The sequence below is a fragment of the Streptomyces oryzae genome, from assembly GCF_017676365.1.
Classification (GTDB): Bacteria; Actinomycetota; Actinomycetes; order Streptomycetales; family Streptomycetaceae; genus Streptomyces; species Streptomyces oryzae.
This window is the reverse complement of the sequence record NZ_JADKMA010000152.1, coordinates 1-18,909: the sequence shown is the minus strand read 5'-3', so window position 1 is coordinate 18,909 and position 18,909 is coordinate 1. Positions and strand designations below refer to the sequence as shown.

Here is an 18,909-nt window from a genome sequence, read left to right as displayed (position 1 = left end):
CTCCCGCTGATCCCCTGGTCCTCCCAGCTGAGCCCCGCACACTGACCCGCCCTCCCGTCACGGCCGCCGCACCGCTCCGGCCCGAGCCCGTGTGGCCCGCGCGCCAGCGTGTGGCCCGCGCGCCAGTGGGAACGCGGGGCATGCGAAGAGCGCACTGAGCGCACAGGGGCGGCCTGTGCACACGCGCACGGAACGTGAGGACGAGGCGTGAGTGACGACGATGACGACACCCTGAAGGCGTACCGCGGCAAGCGGCGCTTCGAGCGGACCGCTGAACCCAAGGGCGAGCGCGCGGAGCGCAGCGACCAGCCGCACTACGTGGTGCAGATCCACGACGCGACCAGCCTGCACTTCGACTTCCGGCTGGAGTGGGACGGCGTCCTCAAGTCGTGGTCGGTGCCCAAGGGGCCCTCGACCGATCCGCACGACAAACGGCTGGCCATGCCGGTCGAGGACCACCCGCTCGAATACCGCACCTTCGAGGGCGTCATCCCCAAGGGCGAGTACGGGGCAGGGCCCGTCATCGTGTGGGACGAGGGCACCTACGAACCGCTCTCCCACGACTTCGGCAAGGCGCTGGAGAAGGGCCACATCTCCTTCCGGATGCACGGCGGCAAGCTGCGCGGCGACTGGGCCCTCTCCCGCTTCCGCAGGGGCGACGACGGCGAACGCGAGGCATGGCTGCTGGTCAAGAAGAACGACAGCCACGCCTCCCCGCGCGGCACCCCCGACCCGTGGCGCGTCCGCTCGGCCCGCAGCGACCGCACCCTCAAACAGGTCGCCGAGGAGGCGACCGAGGAGTGGACCCGCGAGGGCGGCCGCTCATGAGCGGTCTGCTCGACACCCTGCCGACCGACGAGCGCGCGCTGCTGCGCAGAGCCCCGCCGGGTGCGGCGCTGGCAGAGAAGCCGATGCGCGCCGAGCTCAGCGACAGACGCGACTTCTCCGCCGGCGGCTGGATCTTCGAACGCAAACTCGACGGGGTGCGGGCGCTCGCCGTACGCGAGGACGGCCACGAGCGGCTGCTGTCCCGCACCGGACGGCGCGTGAACGAGACGTACCCCGAGATCGTCGACGCGCTCGCCGTACAGAGCCGCGCCGACTTCACCGTCGACGGCGAGATCGTCGCCTTCGCACACGGCCGCACCGACTTCGCCCGTCTCCAGCAGCGCATGCAGCTCAGCACCGAACGACAGGCCAGAGCCAGCCGGGTGGCCATCACCTACTACGTGTTCGACCTGCTGCGGCTCGACGGCATGGACCTGACCCGGCTGCCGCTGCGCACTCGCAAGTCCCTGCTGCGCAGGGCCCTGGACTTCCGTGCGCCGCTGCGCTTCACCACCCACCGCAACGAGGGCGGTCAGCAGCTGCTGGACGAGGCGTGCGCACACGGCTGGGAGGGGCTGATCGCCAAGCGCGCCGACGGCCGCTATCTGCCGCGCCGGTCGTCCGACTGGCTCAAGCTCAAGTGCGCAAGCGGCCAGGAACTGGTCATCGGTGGCTTCACCGAGCCCGCCGGGACGCGAGTGGGCTTCGGTGCGCTGCTGCTCGGCTACTACGAGGGCGGCAGGCTCCGCTACGCGGGCAAGGTCGGCACCGGCTACGACCACGCCACGCTGCTCGCGCTGCGCCACGGCCTGGACGAGCTGGAGGTGGCCCGCTCCCCGTTCGCCGACCCGGTCAGGGAGCGCGGCGCCCACTGGGTGGAGCCCCGGCTGGTGGCGCAGATCGGCTTCACCGAGTGGACCCGCGACGGCATGCTGCGGCATCCCCGTTTTCTCGGCCTGCGCGACGACAAGAGGGCGGAGGACGTCGTGCGAGAGGTGCCCCGCGAACGCCCTTAGGGGGTGCCCCTTGCGCGATTCCGCAGGCTGCGGGTGCTCCCCCAAGCTCTGCGAGCAGGGGGTACCCCCAGGTTGCTCGCGCAGTTCCCCGCGCCCCTGGCGGGGCGGTCTCCCCGTGCCTCTGACGGGGCGCCGGTTCTGTTTCGTGGGAGAGGGCACTCGTGCCGTATGGATCACAACGCCGCACCGATACTGGAGGCTCTGGCCAGGTACCAGGCGGCGGGGCAGCTGCCGTTCACCCCGCCGGGACACAAGCGGGCGCGGGGCGCTGATCCCCGGGTGCGCGCGGTGCTGGGCGACGCCGTCTTCCACGGCGACGTGCTGGCCTCGGGCGGGCTCGACGACCGGCGCAACCGCGGCGCGGTGCTGGTCAAGGCCGAGCAGCTGATGGCCGAAGCCGTCCACGCCGAGCACACGTTCTTCTCCACCTGCGGCAGCTCGCTGTCCGTGAAGGCGGCCATGCTCGCGGTGGCAGGTCCGCACGAGAAGCTGCTGGTCGGCAGGGACGCGCACAAGTCCGTGATATCCGGGCTGCTGCTGTCGGGCATCCACCCGGCGTGGGTGGAGCCGCAGTGGGACGAGAAGCGGCTGCTGGCGCACGCACCCTCGGCCGCCGCGTTCGAGGCCGCCTTCGAGAAGCACCCGGAGGCCCGCGGCGCCCTGGTCACCAGCCCCACCCCGTACGGCACCTGCGCCGATCTGTACGCCGTCGCGGAAGTCTGCCACCGCAGAGGACGGCCGCTGATCGTGGACGAGGCGTGGGGCGCCCATCTGCCCTTCCACCCGGACCTGCCCGCCTGGGCGATGGACGCGGGCGCCGACGTCTGTGTGACCAGCATCCACAAGATGGGCAGCGGACTGGAACAGGGCTCCGTCTTCCATCTGCAGGGCGACCACATCGACCCGGTGCTGCTGGCACAGCGTGCCGACCTGCTGGGCACCACCAGCCCCAACGTGCTGATCTACGCCGGTCTGGACGGCTGGCGCCGCCAGATGGTCCAGCACGGCCGGCGGCTGCTCTCCCACGCGCTCGGCCTCGCCGCGGACGTACGGGGAAGGCTGGAGGCCCTGGACGGGCTGCACGTCAACGACCGCGCCGACTTCGTCGGCGAGGGCAAGGCGGCCGACCTGGACCCGCTGCCGGTCGTCATCGACCTGCATGAGCTGCCGGTCAACGGCTACCAGGCCGCCGACTGGCTGCGCGAGCACCAGCACCTCGATGTCCACATCAGCGACCACCGCAGGATCAACACCCAGCTCACCCACGCCGACGACCGGCACACCACCGGAAAGCTGCTCGACGCACTGCGCGAGCTGACCCGGTGCGCCGACGAGCTGCCCGAGGCACCCCGGGTCCGCCTCGACGCGCCGTCCGACCTGCGGATGGAGCAGGCGTGCCTGCCGCGCGACGCGTATTTCGGCACGATCGAGGACGTCCCCGCGGACCAGGCGGAGGGCCGGATCGCCGCCGAGATGGTCACCCCCTACCCGCCGGGCATCCCCACCGTGCTGCCCGGCGAGCGGCTGACCAGGACCGTCCTGGACTATCTGCGCAGCGGCGTGGAGGCCGGAATGAACCTGCCCGACGCCGCCGCGCCCGACCTCGGCACGGTCCGCGTGCTCACCGACGGCCACCCGACAGCTCTCTGACGGACTTCCGGTCGCCTCCCAGTACCTCTGACCAAGGAGCCGCCATGCCCCGCGCCGCGCTCTTCGATGTCGACGGCACCCTCACCGACACCACCTACCTCCACGCACACGCCTGGTGGGAAGCGCTGCGCCAGGCCGGACACAAGGTGCCCACAGCGGCCCTGCACCGGGCCATCGGGCTCGGCGGCAGCGATCTGCTCGACCATGTGCTGGGCGAGTCCAGGGACCGGGGCGGGGACGAGTCGATCAACGCGGCCCACAAGACCCTCTTCGCCACCTGCCACGAGCGGCTCGGCGCGCTGGAGGGTGCCCGCGAACTGCTGCACGCGCTGTACGACCGCGGCTGGACCCTCGTGCTGGTCACCTCCGCGGTGGGCGGCGAGCTGGCAGCGGCGCGCCGTGCGCTGGACGCCGACGAGGTCATCGCCCACATCGCCAGTGCCTCGGACGTCGCGGAGGGCAAGCCGGCGCCCGACCCGGTGGAGCAGGCCAGGGAACTGACGGGGGCGGCGCGTGAGCAGACGGTGTTCCTGGGCGACTCGGTATGGGACATGCGCGCCGCCTCCCGCGCCGGGGTCACCGCGCTGGGGGTCCTCTCCGGCGGCATCCCGCGGGCCGATCTGACGGAGGCGGGCGCCCAGGAGATCTACGAGGGCCCCGCCGGTCTGCTCACCAGGCTGGACGAGAGCGCATACGCCCGGATGGAGCGGGAGACCTGAGCGGTGGACCGTGGGGCCGCGGGCACGTCCTGACCTGCGCCGCGGTCGCGTAGCCCGGGTACCGGACGGGTACCCGGAGTATCCGCACGAGAGGAGGCCACCATGTCGGGAGACGGCAGGGACATCCCCGCTGAGGAGAACGTCACCACCGAGGACGCCGCCGAGATGCAGGCAGGCCCCGTCGAGGGCCGGCAACCGGGCGAGCGCCTGGAGCGCGGCCAGTGGCAGCCACCCGTGGAGTCCGACCCGCCGCCCAGGGTGAGCTCAGAGGACAGCGGCGGCGGGAGCAGCACATTCCTGACCCCGCAGGCGGAGTCGGACCAGGAGCACGCGGAACCCGCCGACCCGGGCGCCGAGCCCGAGGACCAGGGCATCCCCGATCTGCAGGACGGCGCTCCCATGCAGCAGCGGTCGAGCGATCCGCAGCAGGAGTCGGTGCCGGGCGACACCCCGACCGCCGTCACGCGATCGGCACCTACGCCGGCCGAAATGCGGGAGGGCGAGACGCTGGATGAGCGTCTCGCCGAGGAGCAGCCGGAGGAGAGCGAGCGGCAGGCGGTCTCCGGCCTGCCCGATGAGCAGGCCGGAGTGATCAGCGCGGATCCGGAGGCTGTGCCTCCGCGTCGGCAGGACGTTTATGGGCGTGAGGTCGGTGACGGTGCGGGGCTCTCACCGGAGGAGCAGGCGCTGCATGAGGTGGACGAGGAGGAGGTTGCGGGCGGCGAGGGCTAGCCGTTGGCGGCTGCCCCTCAACACCCGGCGTCCACCCGGAACCGCAGTGCGAAGTGGTCCAGAGTCGCGGGCACCGGGGCTGAGGCGCGTAGTTGGGGGTGGGAGGCGAGGGAGTAGGTGTGGCGCTCCAGGAGGGCGGCCAGCAGGGTGCTGACGGTGAGCAGGACCAGGTTCTCGCCGGGGCATCCGGCGGGGCCCGAACTGAAGGGCACCAGCGCCGGGTTGGTCCGCGCTTCCCGTCCTGTCTCCTCGGTCCACTGCCCGGGCGCGAAGGCGTCCCCGTAGGGCGCGGCGGGCTCGGCGCGGTGCAGATAGGGCGTGTAGAGGGCGAAGACGGTTCCGGCGGGCAGCGTGCCGCCCGCCCAGCTGGTCTCGGCGGTGCTCTCGCGCAGGATGAGCGGCGTGGTCGGCCACAGCCGTACGGACTCCAGCGCGCAGCCGCGCAGGAACGGCAGCTCGCGTGGGGCGTCCGGGTCGCCGGCCGTCGCTTCCTGGTGCGCCTGTCCGGCGGACTGCGGATGGGTGGCCAGCAGCGCCAGCGCCCGCATGGTCGCCATGCCCGCCGCGTCGTAGGCGAACAGCCAGTGCGGGATCTGGCCCGCCCGGTCGGTGCCCGTCGGCGCGGGGGTCCGCGCGACCCGCTCCGCGAGGCTGCCGGGCTCCGCCTGCGCGACGTAGGACCGTACGCGGGAGAGGAAAGCGCTCCGCAGCCGCCTGCGGCGCGGGCCGGCCAGTGACCAGTTGGCGGCCGAGCGCAGCGCGCCCAGCTGCGCGGTCAGGGCGGTGTCGTCGCGTGCTGCGTCACCCAGGACGACGCGCCGCACGATGCGCCACCAGGCCGCGTCGAACTCCTCCCACCGCAGTTGCCCGGACCGCTCGGCCCCCTCCAGCAGGAGCCCGGCTTCCTCGCGTACGACCGCGGTCAGCCGCCCGGCCGTCTCGTGCAGCGGCCGGGGGGTCTCCAGCACCTGCTCCACGAACTCCCGGCGCCGGGCCCGCTCCCCGCCGCCGGAGATGAGCACCCCGTGTGGCTGGAACTGCGCCAGCGAGCTCCGTTTCTCCAGCGTCGCCGGGCTGAAGGGCTCCGGCGTCTCCAGCAGGACCCGCCGCGCGTCCTCGGGGTCGAGCACCACCGCGTAGGCCCGGCCGCGCACCGTCAGCGGGAGCGGCCCCGGGCCGTACCGTTCGCGAAGGGCGCGCATCCGCTCGACGCCGCGCCGGTCCCAGCCGGTGCGCTCCACCAGCGACATCGCCCGCGGCCTGCGGACGATGACGCCGCCGGCCAGCACCGGCAGCAGTACGTCCCCCACCACACCCGCCGCCTCCCGGGCACCGAGTGCGGGCATGGTCCCGGCCCGGTCCGCCGTCCTGGCCGGGCTCGTTGCTGCCGGTTTCCGGGGCGCTTCCGTGCTGCTGCCGGTCGTCCGCATGCTCACTCCGCTCACTCCGCTCGGCCCGGAGATCTTCCGGCCGCGCTGTCGGGTGCGTCGTTCCAAGAGCGTCGCGGTACCCATAGGTAATGGGACGAAACGACGCGCTGAGGACGCCGTCTGCCGTCGTACTGGCCGGGTTGTGGCCGGTTCTCATCCAGACGGTCGACCCCCTGGAGAGTTGTGTCGGCGCGGGGGCCGCGCCAAGCAACCACTTACCCGCAGTCCGGCAACAACGGAAAGGGGCACCCCGTCCCCGGGAATCACATCAAGCCCGCGGCGCCACAACGGCTTTCCGCCCGGAGGCGACGCCCGTCGCCTCCGGACCCGTACCGGGTTCCATCGACCACGCACCAGCCAGCAGTTCCTCGACCAGTTCGTCCAGCTCCAGACGGCGCTCCACCCGCTGCAGGTCCGGGACCCGGGCCCGGGTACTGACCTGGCGGGGGGCCAGCAGGGAACAGCAGTCCTCGTCGGGCAGTACCGAGACCTCCGCGGTGCCCAGCGCCCGCGCCTCGTCGATGATCTCCTGCTTCTCCCAGCCCAGCAGCGGACGCAGCAGCGGCACCGAGGCCGCCTCGTCCACGGCCGCCATGTTGGCCACCGTCTGGCTGGCCACCTGCCCCAGACTGTCCCCGGTCACCAGCGACTCGGCGCCCAGCCGCTGGGCGAGCGCGCTCGCCGTCCGCGCCATCAGCCTGCGCTGGGCGACGACCTGGAGCCGCCCGGCCCCCACGATCGCGAGCTGCTTCTGGGCCTTGCCCAGCGGGACGACCCACAGGGCGCGGTCCGGCTGGAAGCGGTTGAGTTCGCGGGCGAGTGCGTACGCCTTGTAGACGGAGGAGGCGTTGGTGTACGGAGCGCCGGTGAAGTGCACGAAGTCGCAGGCCAGTCCGCGGCGCATGGCCCGGTAGGCGGCGACCGGCGAGTCGTAGCCGCCGGACAGCAGGGCCAGCGCCCGGCCGCTGGAGCCCACCGGCAGCCCGCCCCGGCCGGGCATCCGGCTCCAGGACAGATAGCTGGCGTGCCGGTCCACCTCCACCGCCAGTTCGACGTCCGGCGCGGTGAGATCGACCCGCGCCCCGGTCTCCAGCCGCACCCGCTCCCCGACGGCGACGGCCAGCTCGGAGGAGGTGAGCGGGAAGGACTTGTCCCGCCGCTTGGGCCGAACGGAGAAACTGAGCTCCCGGCCGCCGCGCTCCTCCCGCACCCGGCACAGGGCACGCACCGCGTGGGCGCCGATGTCCTCGACAGTGCTGGGGATGCGCACGGCAGGCTGCACCAGGCTGAACCCGATCACGCGGCCTGCGCAGGCGACCAGTTCCTCCAGCGGGGGTTCGCCGCCGACCAGCGTGACGCTGCGGCCCTTCTCGACCCACGTCCGGCCGGGGAGCGTGCGGAGCGCGTCCCGCAGGTTGTGGTGCAGCAGCTCCTCGAAGCGGGCGCGGTTGCGGCCGCGCAGAAAGACCTCGCCGTGCTTGAGCAGGACGCACTCGCGCACCTGCTCCGCCGCGGCCGGGCGCGGGCGCGCGTCGCCCTCGGCGCGCCCCCTGGGGAGGGGGCTGGGTCCTGAGTCGGTCACAGAACTCTCCTCCTGAGCACCAGGCTATGCGACCGGGCACCCGTCGTGGCCGCCCGTCCACCACTCCTCGCGGCAAGTAGCGGGACCGGGCGGACCGCACATAATCGACGGAACGTACGCACGGGCAACCGAAGGAGCAACACATGGCCGAGGTCGTCGAGCTGGCCCACTACCCCGTCAAGGGCTGCGCGGCCGTCACCACCACGAGCGCGGCCGTACAGCCCGCCGGGCTCACCCACGACCGCGCATTCATGGTGATCTCGCCGCAGGGCGTGGGGCGTACTCAGCGGCGGGACCCGAAGCTCGCCGCCATACGGCCCGAGGTGAGCGCGACGGGGCCGGACGGCGAGCGGCTGACGCTGCGCGCGCCCGGCGTCGAGGCGTTGCACGTCGACGTGGAGCTCGCGGGGGAGCGGCGGGAGGTGGACATGCTCGGCCGGCCGCTGCGCGGCATCGACCAGGGCGCGGACGCCGCCGAGTGGCTGACGGAAGTGCTCGGTGTCCCCAGCAGACTGGTGCGGGTTCCGCCGGAGAACGGCAGGGTGACCGACGGTCTCACCCCCGGCACCTCCGCCTACGCGGACAGCTCGGCCGTCCACCTCGTCTCCCGTGCCACCCTGGACGCCCTCAACGCCCGGCTCGCCGAACGGGGCGCGGCGCCGCTGCCGATGGCCCGGTTCCGCCCCAACATCGTGGTGGACGGCTGGGATGCGGAGCCGCACGCCGAGGACGGGGCGCGCCTGCTGCGGGCAGGCGACGCCGAACTGGGCTTCGCCAAGCTCGCGGTCCGCTGTGCCGTCACCCTGGTCGAGCCGGGCACCGGCAACAAGGCGGGCCCTGAACCGCTGCGCACCCTGGCCACCTACCGCCGCTCCCCGGCGGGCGGCGTCACCTTCGGGGCCAAGTTCTCCGTCGTGCGGCCCGGGGCGCTCGCGGTCGGCGACAAGGTGGACGTCACCACCTGGGCGGACCGCGAGCCTGCGTAGGCTTGCCCGTCCGATCTCGCTTGCCCGGCATGGGGGCAACCATCAGTGCCCGGCAGGGGGCAACCGTCAGCCGGCAGTCCCCTCACCGCTCCGCCGCCCCCCCGCGGGCAGCGATCCGTAGCAGGGCCCGTACATACCAGCCGTGCCGCGCGGGGCGAGCCACCTCACCCCCGCAGCCAAGCTCCGCGCGGTCCAGACTGTCCTCCAGACAGGCATCGTGCAGCGGGCCCCAGAACAGCCGCCAGCTGAAGCGGGCGGCGCCGCGCGCCCGCATGGCCAGCGTGTGCCGCAGCAGCGTGCGCCCGTCGTCGGCCGTGAGAACCGCGTACTCGTGGAAGCCGTCGAAGCCACGGGGAGCAGCGAAGGCGAAGCGCACCCAGGTGCCGGGAACGTACGCGACGACCTTGTAGCGCACCGGGCCGTGGCCGCCCGTGGCGCCTTCCCCCAGCGGGCGGTCGAACGCCATCGGAGGCCAGCCGTGCGGCCACAGCCGGTCGTCCTCGCCGGCCAGCGAGTCGAGCAGGGCGCCGACCCGGCCAGGCGGTGCGGACAGGCACCGTTCGTGCACGTTGCAGACGTCCATCGGACCTCCATGAGGATGCGCGGAGCAGGCTCCCACCGTTTTAGAGAGATCTCTCTAATAATCCGCAGGCTACCCTCCCGACCATGGCGAGGCCACCCCGATTCGATACCGACCAACTCCTCGACGCCGCCGTCCGGCTGGCCGCCGCAGCCGGCCCGGCAGGCGTGACCATGGCTGCCGTCGCCAAGGAGGCGGGCGCGCCGAGCGGCTCCCTCTACCACCGCTTCGCCGGACGGAACGCGCTGCTGGCCGAGGTGTGGCTGCGTACTGTCGAACGTTTCCAGGAGGGCTATCTCCGTGCTCTCTCGGCGCACGACGACATGCGGCAGGCAGCCTGCGCCGCCACCCGGCACGTGGTCGCCTGGTGCCGTGCCCATCCCGACGAGGCGGCGGTTCTGCTGTGCAGCCCTGGCGACTTCGGGCGCGCTGACTGGTCGGACGAACACCGCGCACGCGCCGACCGGGGCAACCGGCGGCTCTTCGCCGCGCTCGGCTCCCTGACCTCGGCGCTGGGCGCACACAGCGCCGAGGACGTCGAACGCCTCACCCTCGCCCTGATCGACCTTCCGCTCTCCCTCGTCCGCCGCCACCTGCGGGACGGCGGCACCCTCCCCGGCCACGCCGAGAACCTCGTCGAAGACTGCGCGGCAGCCCTCCTCGACACCCTGCCGGGACACCGCGCGTGAACCACCGGCGCGGGACCGGCGGCCATGGCAGGGAACGGCGGCCATGGCCGGAGGAAGAAGGCGGACCGGCCACGGGGTGCGCGACCATGGGGCCATGGCACCTCACTCACCGCAGGGCGACCGCGGACGGCGGGCCCTTCAGCTCACGCTCGGCACCCTCGCCGCGATCCCGTTCGCGTCCGGCACGGCCGGGATGCTCGCCGGGCCGTCGGCGCTGCCAGGACAGAGCGGCCAGGTCAGCGCGACCCTCGACAGCGAGTACCGCTTCGTCAACGCCTTCTGGCTGGCAGCGGCGCCGGTCATCTGGTCCTCGCTGCCCCGTGTGGAACAGCGTGGCACTGTGCTGCGCCTCGCGCTGGGCACCGTCTTCGCCGGGGGGATCGGGCGGGTGATCTCCTGGCGCCGGGCGGGCCGCCCGTACCCGACGATGGTCGCGGCGCTCGGCCTCGAACTCGTTGCCGTCCCCGGCCTGCTGGCCTGGCAGGCCGCGGTCGCCGGAGCGGCCCGCGCCCGACAGGTCCCGGAGGCACGAACGGCTGACCGCTGACCGGAAACGAGCCGAAGCCCCCGTCGGACGGCACATGTGCGGTCCGACAGGGGCTTCTTCGGCGGGATCAGGCGTTCGGTGGCTTGATCCACCCCTTCTCCACCAGCTGATCGCACACCTGCTTGGCCCGCCGGTCACTGGCCTTGTGCTGCTTCTTCACCTCCCTGATGCAGTCGGCGTACGGGAAGGGCGGCTTGGCGGCCCGCACCTGGGTGTGGGACGTGGCGGTGGCCTGCCCGGTCGCCAACAGCGCGCTGCTCAGCGCAACGGCCGCTGCCAGCGCGATGCTCTTGAGTGACAACACGTTCTCCTTTCCTCTCCGCGCTCCGGAACCTGATGTTCCGGATACGCACTGGCTCCAACGATCAAGCTGAGGATCGGCAACGAGACGCCACCCGGCCTGGCGCGCACGTTTCTCCGCTCGGCCGTCCGGCAACCCGGCCCCGGCTGCCGACGCCACGGACAAGGCGGCCGCGCGGGAAAAGGAGAACACCCGGGAGAAGAGCGTCCGGGAGAAGGAGAACATCTTCGTCCAGGGCATGGACGACGCCAACCGCACCACGCTGGAGGCGGTACCCGACGCGGCGCACTACAGCTTCCATCCGCTACTGGCCCCCGAAGAGCTGCAAGGGGACGGCATCTCGGTGCCCGAGCTGCTGGACCGGGCGCGCGGCGTCCTCGACTCCTTCGACGGCAGCATCGACGCCATCGTCGGCTACTGGGACTTCCCGGTCAGCACCATGGTCCCGCTACTGGCCGGGCAGTACGGCACGCGCAGCACCAGCCTGGACTCGGTGGTCAAGTGCGAGCACAAATGCTGGAGCAGGCTCGAGCAGCAGAAGGCCATCGACAGGTGCCGAGGTGCGGCCGCGTGGATCTGGTGGCCGCACGCCCCGAGCCGCCGGAGGGGGTGCGCTTCCCCATGTGGGTCAAGCCGGCGCTGTCCTACTCGTCGGAACTGGCCTACGGAGTGGCCGACCTGGAGGAGTTCCGCTCGGCCGTCGGCTGTCCCTGGCCACCTCGTACTGGCCGCTGGCCCGGCCGCCGCCCAGGCCCTCGCTGCTGAGCGTGTACGAGCACACCAGCACACTCACCCTGCCGGTGCGCAGCCCGCGGGAGGAGGGAGAGACACCGCGCGGGCCGTTCGGCGAACCGGAGGGCGCCCCACCGCTCACCACGACCACGCTCGGTACCCCCGCGACTTCCTGTGAGGGGGCGCCCCGCAGCGCGCAGAAAGGGGCAGCCCCTCCCCGGAAGCCCTCACACCCTCACGGGACCACCACAATCTTGCGGCCCTTGCCCTCCGCGAAGCGCCCCAGCGCCTCCGGGTAGGAGGCGAGCGGCATGCGGTCCGAGATGAACACCTCCGGATCGAGAATGCCGCCCGCGAACAGCTCGGCGGCCCGCTCATAGCTGTGCAGCACGGCCATGGACCCGGTGATGGTGATCTCCTGGTTGTAGATGCGGTACGGCTCGATCGTGGCCCGCGTCGCATAGTCGGAGACGCCGAACTGCAAGAAGGTGCCCGCCTTGGCGACCCGGCTCAGACCGTCCTGGATGGCGGCCGCGTTGCCCGTCGCATCGACCACCAGGTCCCACCCCTCGGGCCGGTCGAGCTCCTCCGCGGTGGCCGCGGCGCCGCTGCACCCCAGGCTGCGGGCGGTGGCCAGCCGGTCCGGGTTGAGGTCGAGCACGTCAACGCCGGCCGCACCCGTCCGCTTGGCCAGCTCCAGCATCATCAGCCCCATCGTCCCGGAGCCGTAGATCAGCACGTGGGAGCCGAGCTGGCTCTTGAGCACGTCGTAGCCGCGTACCGCGCAGGACAGCGGCTCGATGAGCGCGGCGTCCTGGGTGCGTACGTGCTCGGGCAGCCGTACGCAGTTGGCGACGGGCGCGACCGCGTACTCGGCGGCGCCGCCGGCGCGGGACACGCCGATCGCCGCCCACCGGTCGCACAGGTTGTTGTGGCCGCGGCGGCAGTAGCGGCACTCGTAGCAGTACAGCGACGGGTCGACGGCCACCTGGTCGCCCTCGGTGAGCTCGGTCACCTCGCTGCCCAGCGCCACCACCTCACCGGCGAACTCGTGTCCGGGGATCAGCGGCAGCGAGGGGGCGAACTCGCCCTGGAGTATGTGCAGATCGGTGCCGCACAGCCCGCAGGCCGACACCTTCACCACCACCTCGCGGGGCCCGGGGGCCGGGTCGGGAACCTCCGTCAGGGACACCGTGCCCACGGACTCGACGAGTGCGGCCTTCATTTGACAGCTCCTAGCGACAGGCCCTGGACCAGCTTGTCCTGGGCGGCGAACCCCGCGGCGAGCACCGGGAGGGAGATCACGAGAGAGGCGGCGCACACCTTGGCCAGGAAGAGCCCCTGGCTGGTGATGAAGGTGGTCAGGAAGACGGGCGCGGTCTGCGCCACGACCCCCGTCAGCACCCGCGCGAACAGCATCTCGTTCCACGAGAAGATGAAGCAGATCAGTGCGGTGGCGGCGATACCGGGTGCGGCGACCGGCGCCACGACCCGGGTGAGGACGGTGGGCAGCCGCGCCCCGTCCATCTGCGCGGCCTCGATCAGCGCGGTGGGCACCTCGGCGAGGAAGGACTGCATCATCCACACCGCGATCGGCAGGTTCATCGAGGTGTAGAGGAGGACCAGCAGCCAGATGTTGTCGAGGAACCCGGTGTTCTTCGCGAACAGGTAGATCGGCAACAGCCCGGCGACGATCGGCAGCATCTTCGTCGACAGGAAGAAGAACAGCACGTCGGTCCACTTGCGTACCGGCCGGATGGACAGCGCGTACGCGGCCGGCAGCGCCAGTACCAGCACCAGCAGGGTGGAGAAGACCGACGCCATCAGGGAGTTGGCCAGCGCGGGCCACGGCCCGGCGCCGCCGCCCGCGCCGAAGAACTCCCGGTAGCCGTCCAGCGTCAGCGGAGCGGCGAGCGAGGGCGGGTTGGTGGCGGCATCCGACTCCGAGTGGAGCGAGGTGAGCACCATCCACAGGATCGGCAGCACGAACAGCAGTCCGCACACCCAGGCCGCCAGGCCCAGCGCTGCGTTCTTCCTGCGGACACTTCTCGGCGCGGCGGCCGAAGGCTTCGGCGGCGCTGCGGACGGTGCCGCCTTCGGTGCGCCTGCGGTCAGGGCGCTCATGCGCGGACCTCCTCGCGGAACAGGGACGAGACCACCCGCAGCGCGAGGGTCGCGATGATCAGGGAGCCGATGACGACGAGGACGCCGGCGGCCGAGGCCACGCCGTACTCATGGCCCTGGTAGAAGGTCTGGTAGATGGTGTACGGCAGGTTGGCGGTGCCGAGACCGCCGGAGGTGATGGTGAAGACGGCGTCGAAGTTCTGCACGATGTAGATCGACCCCAGCAGCGCTCCGAGCTCCAGATAGCGGCGCAGATGCGGCAGCGTCAGATAGCGGAAGATCTGCCAGGCCCCCGCCCCGTCGATCCGCGCCGCCTCGATGGCGTCAGCGGGACGGCTCTGCAGTCCGGCGAGCAGGATCAGCATCATGAACGGCGTCCACTGCCAGATCAGCGCCACCTCAACGGCGGCCAGCGGCATGTCGGACACCCAGTCCGGCTGCGGCGCTCCATCGCCGAGCAGCCAGCTGAGCACCCCGTTGAGCAGTCCGTACTCGGGGTTGAAGAGCACGTGCTTCCACAGCAGCGCGGCGGCCACCGGCACCAGCAGGAACGGTGCGATCAGCAGTGTGCGCACCAGTCCGCGGCCGCGGAAGCTGCGGTCGAGCAGCAGGGCAAGACCCAGCCCGAGAACCAGGCTGGCCAGTACGACGACGGCGGTCAGCACCGCGGTCGTCAGCACCGAGTCGCGCAGCTCCGCGTCGCCGAGCACCTCCTGGTAGTTCTCGAAGCCGCCGAAGGAGCGCGCTTCGGGGTAGAGCGCGTTCCAGTCGAAGAACGAGACCACCAGCGTGGCCACGAACGGCAGCTGAGTGACGACGATCATGAAGACCAGCGCGGGCAGCAGCGGTGCGCGGGTGACCCAGCCCCGCAGCCGGTTCGACGGCCCTTTGGGTGCGGGAGCAGCCGCACGGGCTCTGGTGCCGCGCTCCTCGTCGTGCGCGCCCGGCGCCGGTGTGGTGGTGGGAGTGCTCATCGGCCTCGCCCCTCGTAGTCGTCGGAGACCTCCTGCGCCAGCTCCTGGGCCTTCTGGAGCGCCTTGTCCACCGACTGGCGGCCCGCGATGGCGGCGCTGATCTCGTGCGAGACCTTGGTGCCGAGGTCGGAGAATTCGGGGATGTCCACGAACTGGATGCCGATCGTGGGGCGCTGCTGCACGCCCGGGTTCCTGGGCTCGGCCTCGGTGATGGCCTTGCGGGTGACTTCGCCGAAGGCGCCGGCGGCCTTCTTGTACTCGGGCAGCTCGTATGTCGAGGCCCGCTTGCCCGCCGGGACGTTGGCCCAGCCGAACTCCTTGCCGACCAGCTTCTCGTACTCCTTGCTGGAGGCCCAGGAGATGAACTTCCACGCCTTGTCCGGATTGCGGCTCGCCTTCTGCAGGCCCCAGGCCCAGGAGTAGAGCCAGCCCGAGCTCTTGGTGCGGACGACCGGCGCGGGAACGTAGCCGATCTTCCCCTTGACCTTCGACTTCGCGGTCTCCAGGGAGCCGGCGCCCGCCGTCGCGTCATACCACATGGCGGTCTTGCCCTGGGTCATGTTGTTGAGGCACTCGGCGTAGCCGGACTGGGCCGCGCCGGCCTCGCCGTGCTTGCGCACCAGGTCGACGTAGAACTTGGTCGCCTTGCGGAACGCGGGGTCGTTCAGCCGTGCGTTCCAGTCCTTGTCGAACCAGGTGCCGCCGTAGGTGTTGACCACCGTCGTCAGCGGGGCGATCAGCTCGCCCCAGCCGGGCAGCCCGCGCAGGCAGATGCCCTTCATACCGCGCTCGGCGCTGTCCGCCTTCGCCGCCAGCTTCGCCACCTGCGGCCAGGTGGGGCGCTTGGGCATCTTCAGCCCCTCCTTCTCGAAGACGTCCTTGCGGTACATCAGGAAGGACGACTCTCCGTAGAAGGGCTGCGCGTAGACCTGGCCGTCCTCGCCGCTGAGCGATTCGCGCACCGGCGGCAGGATGTCCTGCTGGTCGAAGCCCTTGTCCTTGCGTGTGTACGGGGTCAGCGAGCGCAGCCAGCCGTTCTTGGCGAAGATCGGCGTCTCGTAGTTGCTGAGCGTCGCCACGTCGTACTGCCCGGCCTGGTTGGCGAAGTCCTGGCTGATCTTGTCGCGGACGTCGTTCTCCGGCAGCACCGTGAACTTGACCTTGATGCCGGTCTCTTTGGTGAAGTGCTTCGCCGTGAGCTTCTGCAGCTCCAGCATCTGCGGGTTGTTCACCATCAGGACGTTGATCGTGTCGCCGCCGGAGCCCAGAGCGCCCGCGCCGGCGCAGGCCGACAGCGCGCACAGCGCCCCCGCCGTGGCGGCGGCGGTGGCCGCCCTGACCGCCGCGGCCCGTCGTGGTCGGCTGCGTATCCGGCCCTGCGGACTGCTCTGACAGCGCATATGAACTCCTGGCGAATCGGGATATTACGGTCCTACGTGGGCGCGCGCCATGGCCGCCCGTGCCGAGTGGGTGGGGGAGCGGGTCAGGCCCTGATGACCTGCGGCCCGCGCAGTGCGTAGCGGTGTGCCTCCGGCGCCGGCAGGCCGGAGGAGGTGACCAGCGCCTCGAAGTCGCCCACCTCGGCGAAGCGGCAGAAGCTCACCGCGCCGAACTTGGTGTGCAGCCCCGCGAAGACCCGCCGCCGAGCGGCTCGCACCGCCTGCGCCTTGACCTCGCTGACTGCCGGATCAGGAGTGGTCAGCCCGTGCTCCCGGGAGATGCCGTTGGCGCCGACGAAGGCCAGATCGATCACGAAGCCGGCGAGCATCTTCGTCGTCCAGTGCTCGACCGTCGCCAGCGTTCCGCCCCGCACCCGCCCGCCGAGCAGCAGCACGGTGAACTCCCCGGCCGTCGCCAGCACGCTGGCCACCGGAAGTGATGCCGTCACCACGGTCAGCTGCCGGTCCCGCGGCAGCGCCTCGGCGATCAGCTGCGGGGTGAACCCCTCGTCGATGAAGACCGTCTCCGCGTCCCCGAGCAGCTCCACGGCCGCCGAGGCGATCCGCCGCTTCTCGGGCACATGCATGGTGGTGCGGTACGCGAGCGTCGTCTCGAACCCGGCGCTCTCCACCGGATAGGCGCCGCCGTGCGTCCGGCGCAGCAGCCCGTGCTGCTCCAGCACCCGCAGATCGCGGCGGACCGTCTCCTTGGCGACGCCCAGTTCCGCGGCCAGCTGAGCCACCTCGACGGAGCCCAGCCGCCGTGCGGTACCGACGATCTGCCGCTGTCGCTCCGCCGCGCTCATGGCTCCATTGCCTCTCTCCGTTCGGTCACGAGCATGCCCGTTCCTGCCCGTGTGGAGAGTTGTACCGGGCTCCGGCGTGCGCGGCCAGCCTTCCGGTCGAGAGGATCATGACTGCTTCTGCCCGTATCCCCGCCGCCGGGAAGCGCGTATGACCAGCTCTTACGGTCCCTCCCGCGGCAGCGGCCCGCCCGTTCCGGGCGCGTCTTCGCCCGTTCGGTGTCCGTTGCCGTCTTCGGACCGTACGGTCATGCGGCGGCCGGCCCCCGGCCCGCGGAGTGCGGGTTACCGTTCGGGCACGACACCAGCACGGCACCGAGAGCGGGGAAGGAGACCATGTGGACGACCTGACGCGACTGCCCGCAGGGCTGCCCGTGCCCGAGGACGACGGTGCGGCCGACCACCTGCCAGGTATGCGGCTGCCGCACCTGGAACTCCCGGAGACCGGAGGGCTGTTGGTCGCCCTGGACCGGCTCGGCCCCGGGCGCACCGTCCTCTACGTCTACCCCTTCACCGGCCGCCCGGACCGCGACCTGCCCAGCGGCTGGGACAGCATCCCCGGCGCACGCGGCTGCACCCCCGAAGCCTGCGGCTTCCGCGACCACCACGGGGAACTGCGCGCCGCGGGCGCCGCAGCCGTCTTCGGCGTGTCCAGCCAGGACAGCCCGTATCAACGCGAGGTCGTCGAGCGGCTGCGACTGCCCTTCGCGATGCTCTCCGACCCCGCGCTGACCCTCACCGGAGCCCTCGGCCTGCCCACTTTCACCGCCGGCGGGCGGACGTTCTACCGCCGCCTCACCCTGATCATCAGGGACGGCGCAATCGAGCACGTCTTCTACCCCGTCTTCCCTCCGGACCGGCACGCCGCACAAGTTCTCGACTGGCTACGGTCCGCACCCCGCTAGGTACCGCCCAACGGGGACGCCCGGTACCTCTGGACGAGTGAAAGATCGGCAAAGCAGAACGGATCGTCGGCCCGTATCGCATCTGACGGAGTTTGCTACCGCCCTGACGGGCTTTCCTCTGACCCCAACAGAGAGCCTTCGGGCTCGACGGTAAGGACTTGATTCAGATGCGTAAGACCAAGATCGCCACCTTCGGCGTCCTGACGGCGGCCGCTGTCGCCGTTCCGGCCGCACCCGCGCTCGCGCAGGAGGGGCAGTCAGCCGACACGCACACGCACACGGAGGCACCGCAGCGTCAGGGCTCGGCACCGAGCTCCACGCCCACCACCTACGAGGTGCGGTCCGGCGACACCCTCTCCGAGGTGGCGCGGAACCACGGCACCAACTGGCAGCAACTGGCCGAGCAGAACGAGCTCCCGGATCCCGACCGGATCTACCCCGGGCAGCGTCTGACCATCGGGGAGGCCGCACCCCAGCCCGCCCCGACGGACCCGGACAGCGCGGCCCCGCCCAGCGCCGAGCAGGAAACGGCACCGCAGGCGCAGGAACCGGCTCCCCAGCCACAGCAGGAGGCCGAGAGCCGCACCAAGGCCCAGGCCCCGAGCGCCTCCACGGCGGAGAGCGCCGCAAAGGCGGAGATCATCCGCCGGGAGTCCAGCGGCAACCCGAACGCACAGAACGGCAAGTACTACGGCCTGTTCCAGACGGACCAGCCCTGGGGCAGGGGAACGGTCGCCGAACAGCACGCCGGTGCCGAGCGCTACGTCAAGGAGCGGTACGGCTCCTGGGCGGCGGCACTCGCCTTCCACAACGCGCACGGCTGGTACTGACCGTCAACGCGGGACACCCACCCACGTCCCCGGTCCCGCTCC

General features: G+C 71.7%; 19 protein-coding genes and 1 pseudogene. 11 read left to right on the top strand and 9 right to left on the bottom strand.

Going from position 1 to position 18,909, the window contains the following annotated elements; translation table 11 throughout:
- Nucleotides 1-207: 207 nt before the first annotated feature.
- The 5 genes from ITI46_RS24920 to ITI46_RS24900 all read left to right on the top strand — a co-directional run bounded on the left by ITI46_RS24920 (nucleotide 208) and on the right by ITI46_RS24900 (nucleotide 4,945).
- Nucleotides 208-828: a DNA polymerase ligase N-terminal domain-containing protein gene (locus ITI46_RS24920; RefSeq protein WP_209241977.1), complete on the top strand. Its 621-nt coding sequence runs from the start codon at nucleotides 208-210 to the stop codon at nucleotides 826-828.
- Complete coding sequence (gene ligD / locus ITI46_RS24915) at nucleotides 825-1,844, top strand: non-homologous end-joining DNA ligase (protein ID WP_209241976.1); 1,020 nt, start codon at nucleotides 825-827, stop codon at nucleotides 1,842-1,844. The genes ITI46_RS24920 and ligD overlap by 4 nt, the downstream gene beginning before the upstream one ends.
- 168 nt (nucleotides 1,845-2,012) lie before the next feature.
- Nucleotides 2,013-3,494, top strand: a complete 1,482-nt coding sequence (locus ITI46_RS24910) for an aminotransferase class I/II-fold pyridoxal phosphate-dependent enzyme (protein ID WP_209241975.1) — start codon at nucleotides 2,013-2,015, stop codon at nucleotides 3,492-3,494.
- 44 nt (nucleotides 3,495-3,538) lie between these two features.
- Nucleotides 3,539-4,213 (top strand): HAD family hydrolase, encoded by a 675-nt coding sequence (locus ITI46_RS24905; RefSeq protein ID WP_209241974.1) that lies wholly within the window; start codon nucleotides 3,539-3,541, stop codon nucleotides 4,211-4,213.
- Between the two features lie 102 nt (nucleotides 4,214-4,315).
- Nucleotides 4,316-4,945: a DUF5709 domain-containing protein gene (locus ITI46_RS24900; protein WP_209241973.1), complete on the top strand. Its 630-nt coding sequence runs from the start codon at nucleotides 4,316-4,318 to the stop codon at nucleotides 4,943-4,945.
- Nucleotides 4,946-4,962: 17 nt separating this feature from the next.
- Here the strand turns inward: ITI46_RS24900 and ITI46_RS24895 are convergent, their stop codons facing one another.
- Together ITI46_RS24895 and thiI are read right to left on the bottom strand one after the other, a co-directional pair.
- Complete coding sequence (locus ITI46_RS24895; RefSeq protein WP_209241972.1) at nucleotides 4,963-6,375, bottom strand: cytochrome P450; 1,413 nt, start codon at nucleotides 6,373-6,375, stop codon at nucleotides 4,963-4,965.
- Between the two features lie 268 nt (nucleotides 6,376-6,643).
- Nucleotides 6,644-7,957, bottom strand: coding sequence for a tRNA uracil 4-sulfurtransferase ThiI (thiI, locus tag ITI46_RS24890; RefSeq protein WP_372452065.1), 1,314 nt, complete (start codon nucleotides 7,955-7,957; stop codon nucleotides 6,644-6,646).
- Nucleotides 7,958-8,100: 143 nt separating this feature from the next.
- Between thiI and ITI46_RS24885 the strand changes: the two genes are divergently transcribed.
- Entirely contained in the window at nucleotides 8,101-8,943 is an 843-nt protein-coding gene (locus ITI46_RS24885; protein ID WP_209241971.1) for an MOSC domain-containing protein, read from the top strand.
- An 82-nt stretch (nucleotides 8,944-9,025) separates the two neighbouring features.
- Here ITI46_RS24885 and ITI46_RS24880 read toward each other — a convergent pair whose 3' ends face one another.
- Nucleotides 9,026-9,526 (bottom strand): SRPBCC family protein, encoded by a 501-nt coding sequence (locus ITI46_RS24880; protein WP_209241970.1) that lies wholly within the window; start codon nucleotides 9,524-9,526, stop codon nucleotides 9,026-9,028.
- Nucleotides 9,527-9,609: 83 nt separating this feature from the next.
- On the opposite strand from ITI46_RS24880, the gene ITI46_RS24875 reads away from it, so the two are divergent.
- Both ITI46_RS24875 and ITI46_RS24870 read left to right on the top strand, forming a co-directional pair.
- Entirely contained in the window at nucleotides 9,610-10,212 is a 603-nt protein-coding gene (locus tag ITI46_RS24875; protein WP_209241969.1) for a TetR/AcrR family transcriptional regulator, read from the top strand.
- Between the two features lie 94 nt (nucleotides 10,213-10,306).
- Entirely contained in the window at nucleotides 10,307-10,759 is a 453-nt protein-coding gene (locus ITI46_RS24870) for a DUF4345 domain-containing protein (RefSeq protein ID WP_209241968.1), read from the top strand.
- Between the two features lie 67 nt (nucleotides 10,760-10,826).
- Here the strand turns inward: ITI46_RS24870 and ITI46_RS24865 are convergent, their stop codons facing one another.
- Nucleotides 10,827-11,063, bottom strand: coding sequence for a hypothetical protein (locus ITI46_RS24865; RefSeq protein ID WP_307808313.1), 237 nt, complete (start codon nucleotides 11,061-11,063; stop codon nucleotides 10,827-10,829).
- Nucleotides 11,064-11,298: 235 nt separating this feature from the next.
- Between ITI46_RS24865 and ITI46_RS24860 the strand changes: the two are divergent.
- Nucleotides 11,299-11,762, top strand: a pseudogene (locus ITI46_RS24860) (ATP-grasp domain-containing protein); the annotation flags it as partial.
- Between the two features lie 265 nt (nucleotides 11,763-12,027).
- On the opposite strand, the gene ITI46_RS24855 reads toward ITI46_RS24860, so the two are convergent.
- The 5 genes from ITI46_RS24855 to ITI46_RS24835 form a co-directional block, all read right to left on the bottom strand.
- A complete protein-coding gene (locus ITI46_RS24855) occupies nucleotides 12,028-13,017 on the bottom strand; it encodes a zinc-dependent alcohol dehydrogenase family protein (RefSeq protein WP_209241966.1) in 990 nt (329 codons plus the stop codon).
- A complete protein-coding gene (locus ITI46_RS24850; protein WP_209241965.1) occupies nucleotides 13,014-13,916 on the bottom strand; it encodes a carbohydrate ABC transporter permease in 903 nt (300 codons plus the stop codon). The genes ITI46_RS24855 and ITI46_RS24850 overlap by 4 nt, the downstream gene beginning before the upstream one ends.
- A complete protein-coding gene (locus ITI46_RS24845; RefSeq protein ID WP_209241964.1) occupies nucleotides 13,913-14,890 on the bottom strand; it encodes a carbohydrate ABC transporter permease in 978 nt (325 codons plus the stop codon). Before ITI46_RS24845 ends, ITI46_RS24850 begins: the two co-directional genes overlap by 4 nt.
- Nucleotides 14,887-16,290: an ABC transporter substrate-binding protein gene (locus ITI46_RS24840; RefSeq protein WP_209241963.1), complete on the bottom strand. Its 1,404-nt coding sequence runs from the start codon at nucleotides 16,288-16,290 to the stop codon at nucleotides 14,887-14,889. Before ITI46_RS24840 ends, ITI46_RS24845 begins: the two co-directional genes overlap by 4 nt.
- Before the next feature lie 83 nt (nucleotides 16,291-16,373).
- Nucleotides 16,374-17,135, bottom strand: coding sequence for a DeoR/GlpR family DNA-binding transcription regulator (locus ITI46_RS24835; RefSeq protein WP_209241962.1), 762 nt, complete (start codon nucleotides 17,133-17,135; stop codon nucleotides 16,374-16,376).
- Nucleotides 17,136-17,470: 335 nt separating this feature from the next.
- Here ITI46_RS24835 and ITI46_RS24830 point away from each other — a divergent pair, with 335 nt between their 5' ends.
- On the top strand, nucleotides 17,471-18,037 hold the full coding sequence (locus tag ITI46_RS24830; protein WP_307808312.1) for a peroxiredoxin: 567 nt from the start codon (nucleotides 17,471-17,473) through the stop codon (nucleotides 18,035-18,037).
- A 167-nt stretch (nucleotides 18,038-18,204) separates the two neighbouring features.
- Nucleotides 18,205-18,867: a LysM peptidoglycan-binding domain-containing protein gene (locus ITI46_RS24825; RefSeq protein WP_209241961.1), complete on the top strand. Its 663-nt coding sequence runs from the start codon at nucleotides 18,205-18,207 to the stop codon at nucleotides 18,865-18,867.
- Nucleotides 18,868-18,909: the final 42 nt, after the last annotated feature.

Coding starts and splice junctions, on each gene's coding strand:
- ligD (WP_209241976.1), top strand. CDS start 825: ATGAGCGGTCTGCTCGACACCCTGCCGACCGACGAGCGCGCGCTGCTG.
- ITI46_RS24910 (WP_209241975.1), top strand. CDS start 2,013: ATGGATCACAACGCCGCACCGATACTGGAGGCTCTGGCCAGGTACCAG.
- ITI46_RS24905 (WP_209241974.1), top strand. CDS start 3,539: ATGCCCCGCGCCGCGCTCTTCGATGTCGACGGCACCCTCACCGACACC.
- ITI46_RS24900 (WP_209241973.1), top strand. CDS start 4,316: ATGTCGGGAGACGGCAGGGACATCCCCGCTGAGGAGAACGTCACCACC.
- ITI46_RS24895 (WP_209241972.1), bottom strand. CDS start 6,375: ATGCGGACGACCGGCAGCAGCACGGAAGCGCCCCGGAAACCGGCAGCA.
- ITI46_RS24885 (WP_209241971.1), top strand. CDS start 8,101: ATGGCCGAGGTCGTCGAGCTGGCCCACTACCCCGTCAAGGGCTGCGCG.
- ITI46_RS24880 (WP_209241970.1), bottom strand. CDS start 9,526: ATGGACGTCTGCAACGTGCACGAACGGTGCCTGTCCGCACCGCCTGGC.
- ITI46_RS24875 (WP_209241969.1), top strand. CDS start 9,610: ATGGCGAGGCCACCCCGATTCGATACCGACCAACTCCTCGACGCCGCC.
- ITI46_RS24870 (WP_209241968.1), top strand. CDS start 10,307: ATGGCACCTCACTCACCGCAGGGCGACCGCGGACGGCGGGCCCTTCAG.
- ITI46_RS24855 (WP_209241966.1), bottom strand. CDS start 13,017: ATGAAGGCCGCACTCGTCGAGTCCGTGGGCACGGTGTCCCTGACGGAG.
- ITI46_RS24850 (WP_209241965.1), bottom strand. CDS start 13,916: ATGAGCGCCCTGACCGCAGGCGCACCGAAGGCGGCACCGTCCGCAGCG.
- ITI46_RS24845 (WP_209241964.1), bottom strand. CDS start 14,890: ATGAGCACTCCCACCACCACACCGGCGCCGGGCGCGCACGACGAGGAG.
- ITI46_RS24840 (WP_209241963.1), bottom strand. CDS start 16,290: ATGCGCTGTCAGAGCAGTCCGCAGGGCCGGATACGCAGCCGACCACGA.
- ITI46_RS24835 (WP_209241962.1), bottom strand. CDS start 17,135: ATGAGCGCGGCGGAGCGACAGCGGCAGATCGTCGGTACCGCACGGCGG.
- ITI46_RS24825 (WP_209241961.1), top strand. CDS start 18,205: ATGCGTAAGACCAAGATCGCCACCTTCGGCGTCCTGACGGCGGCCGCT.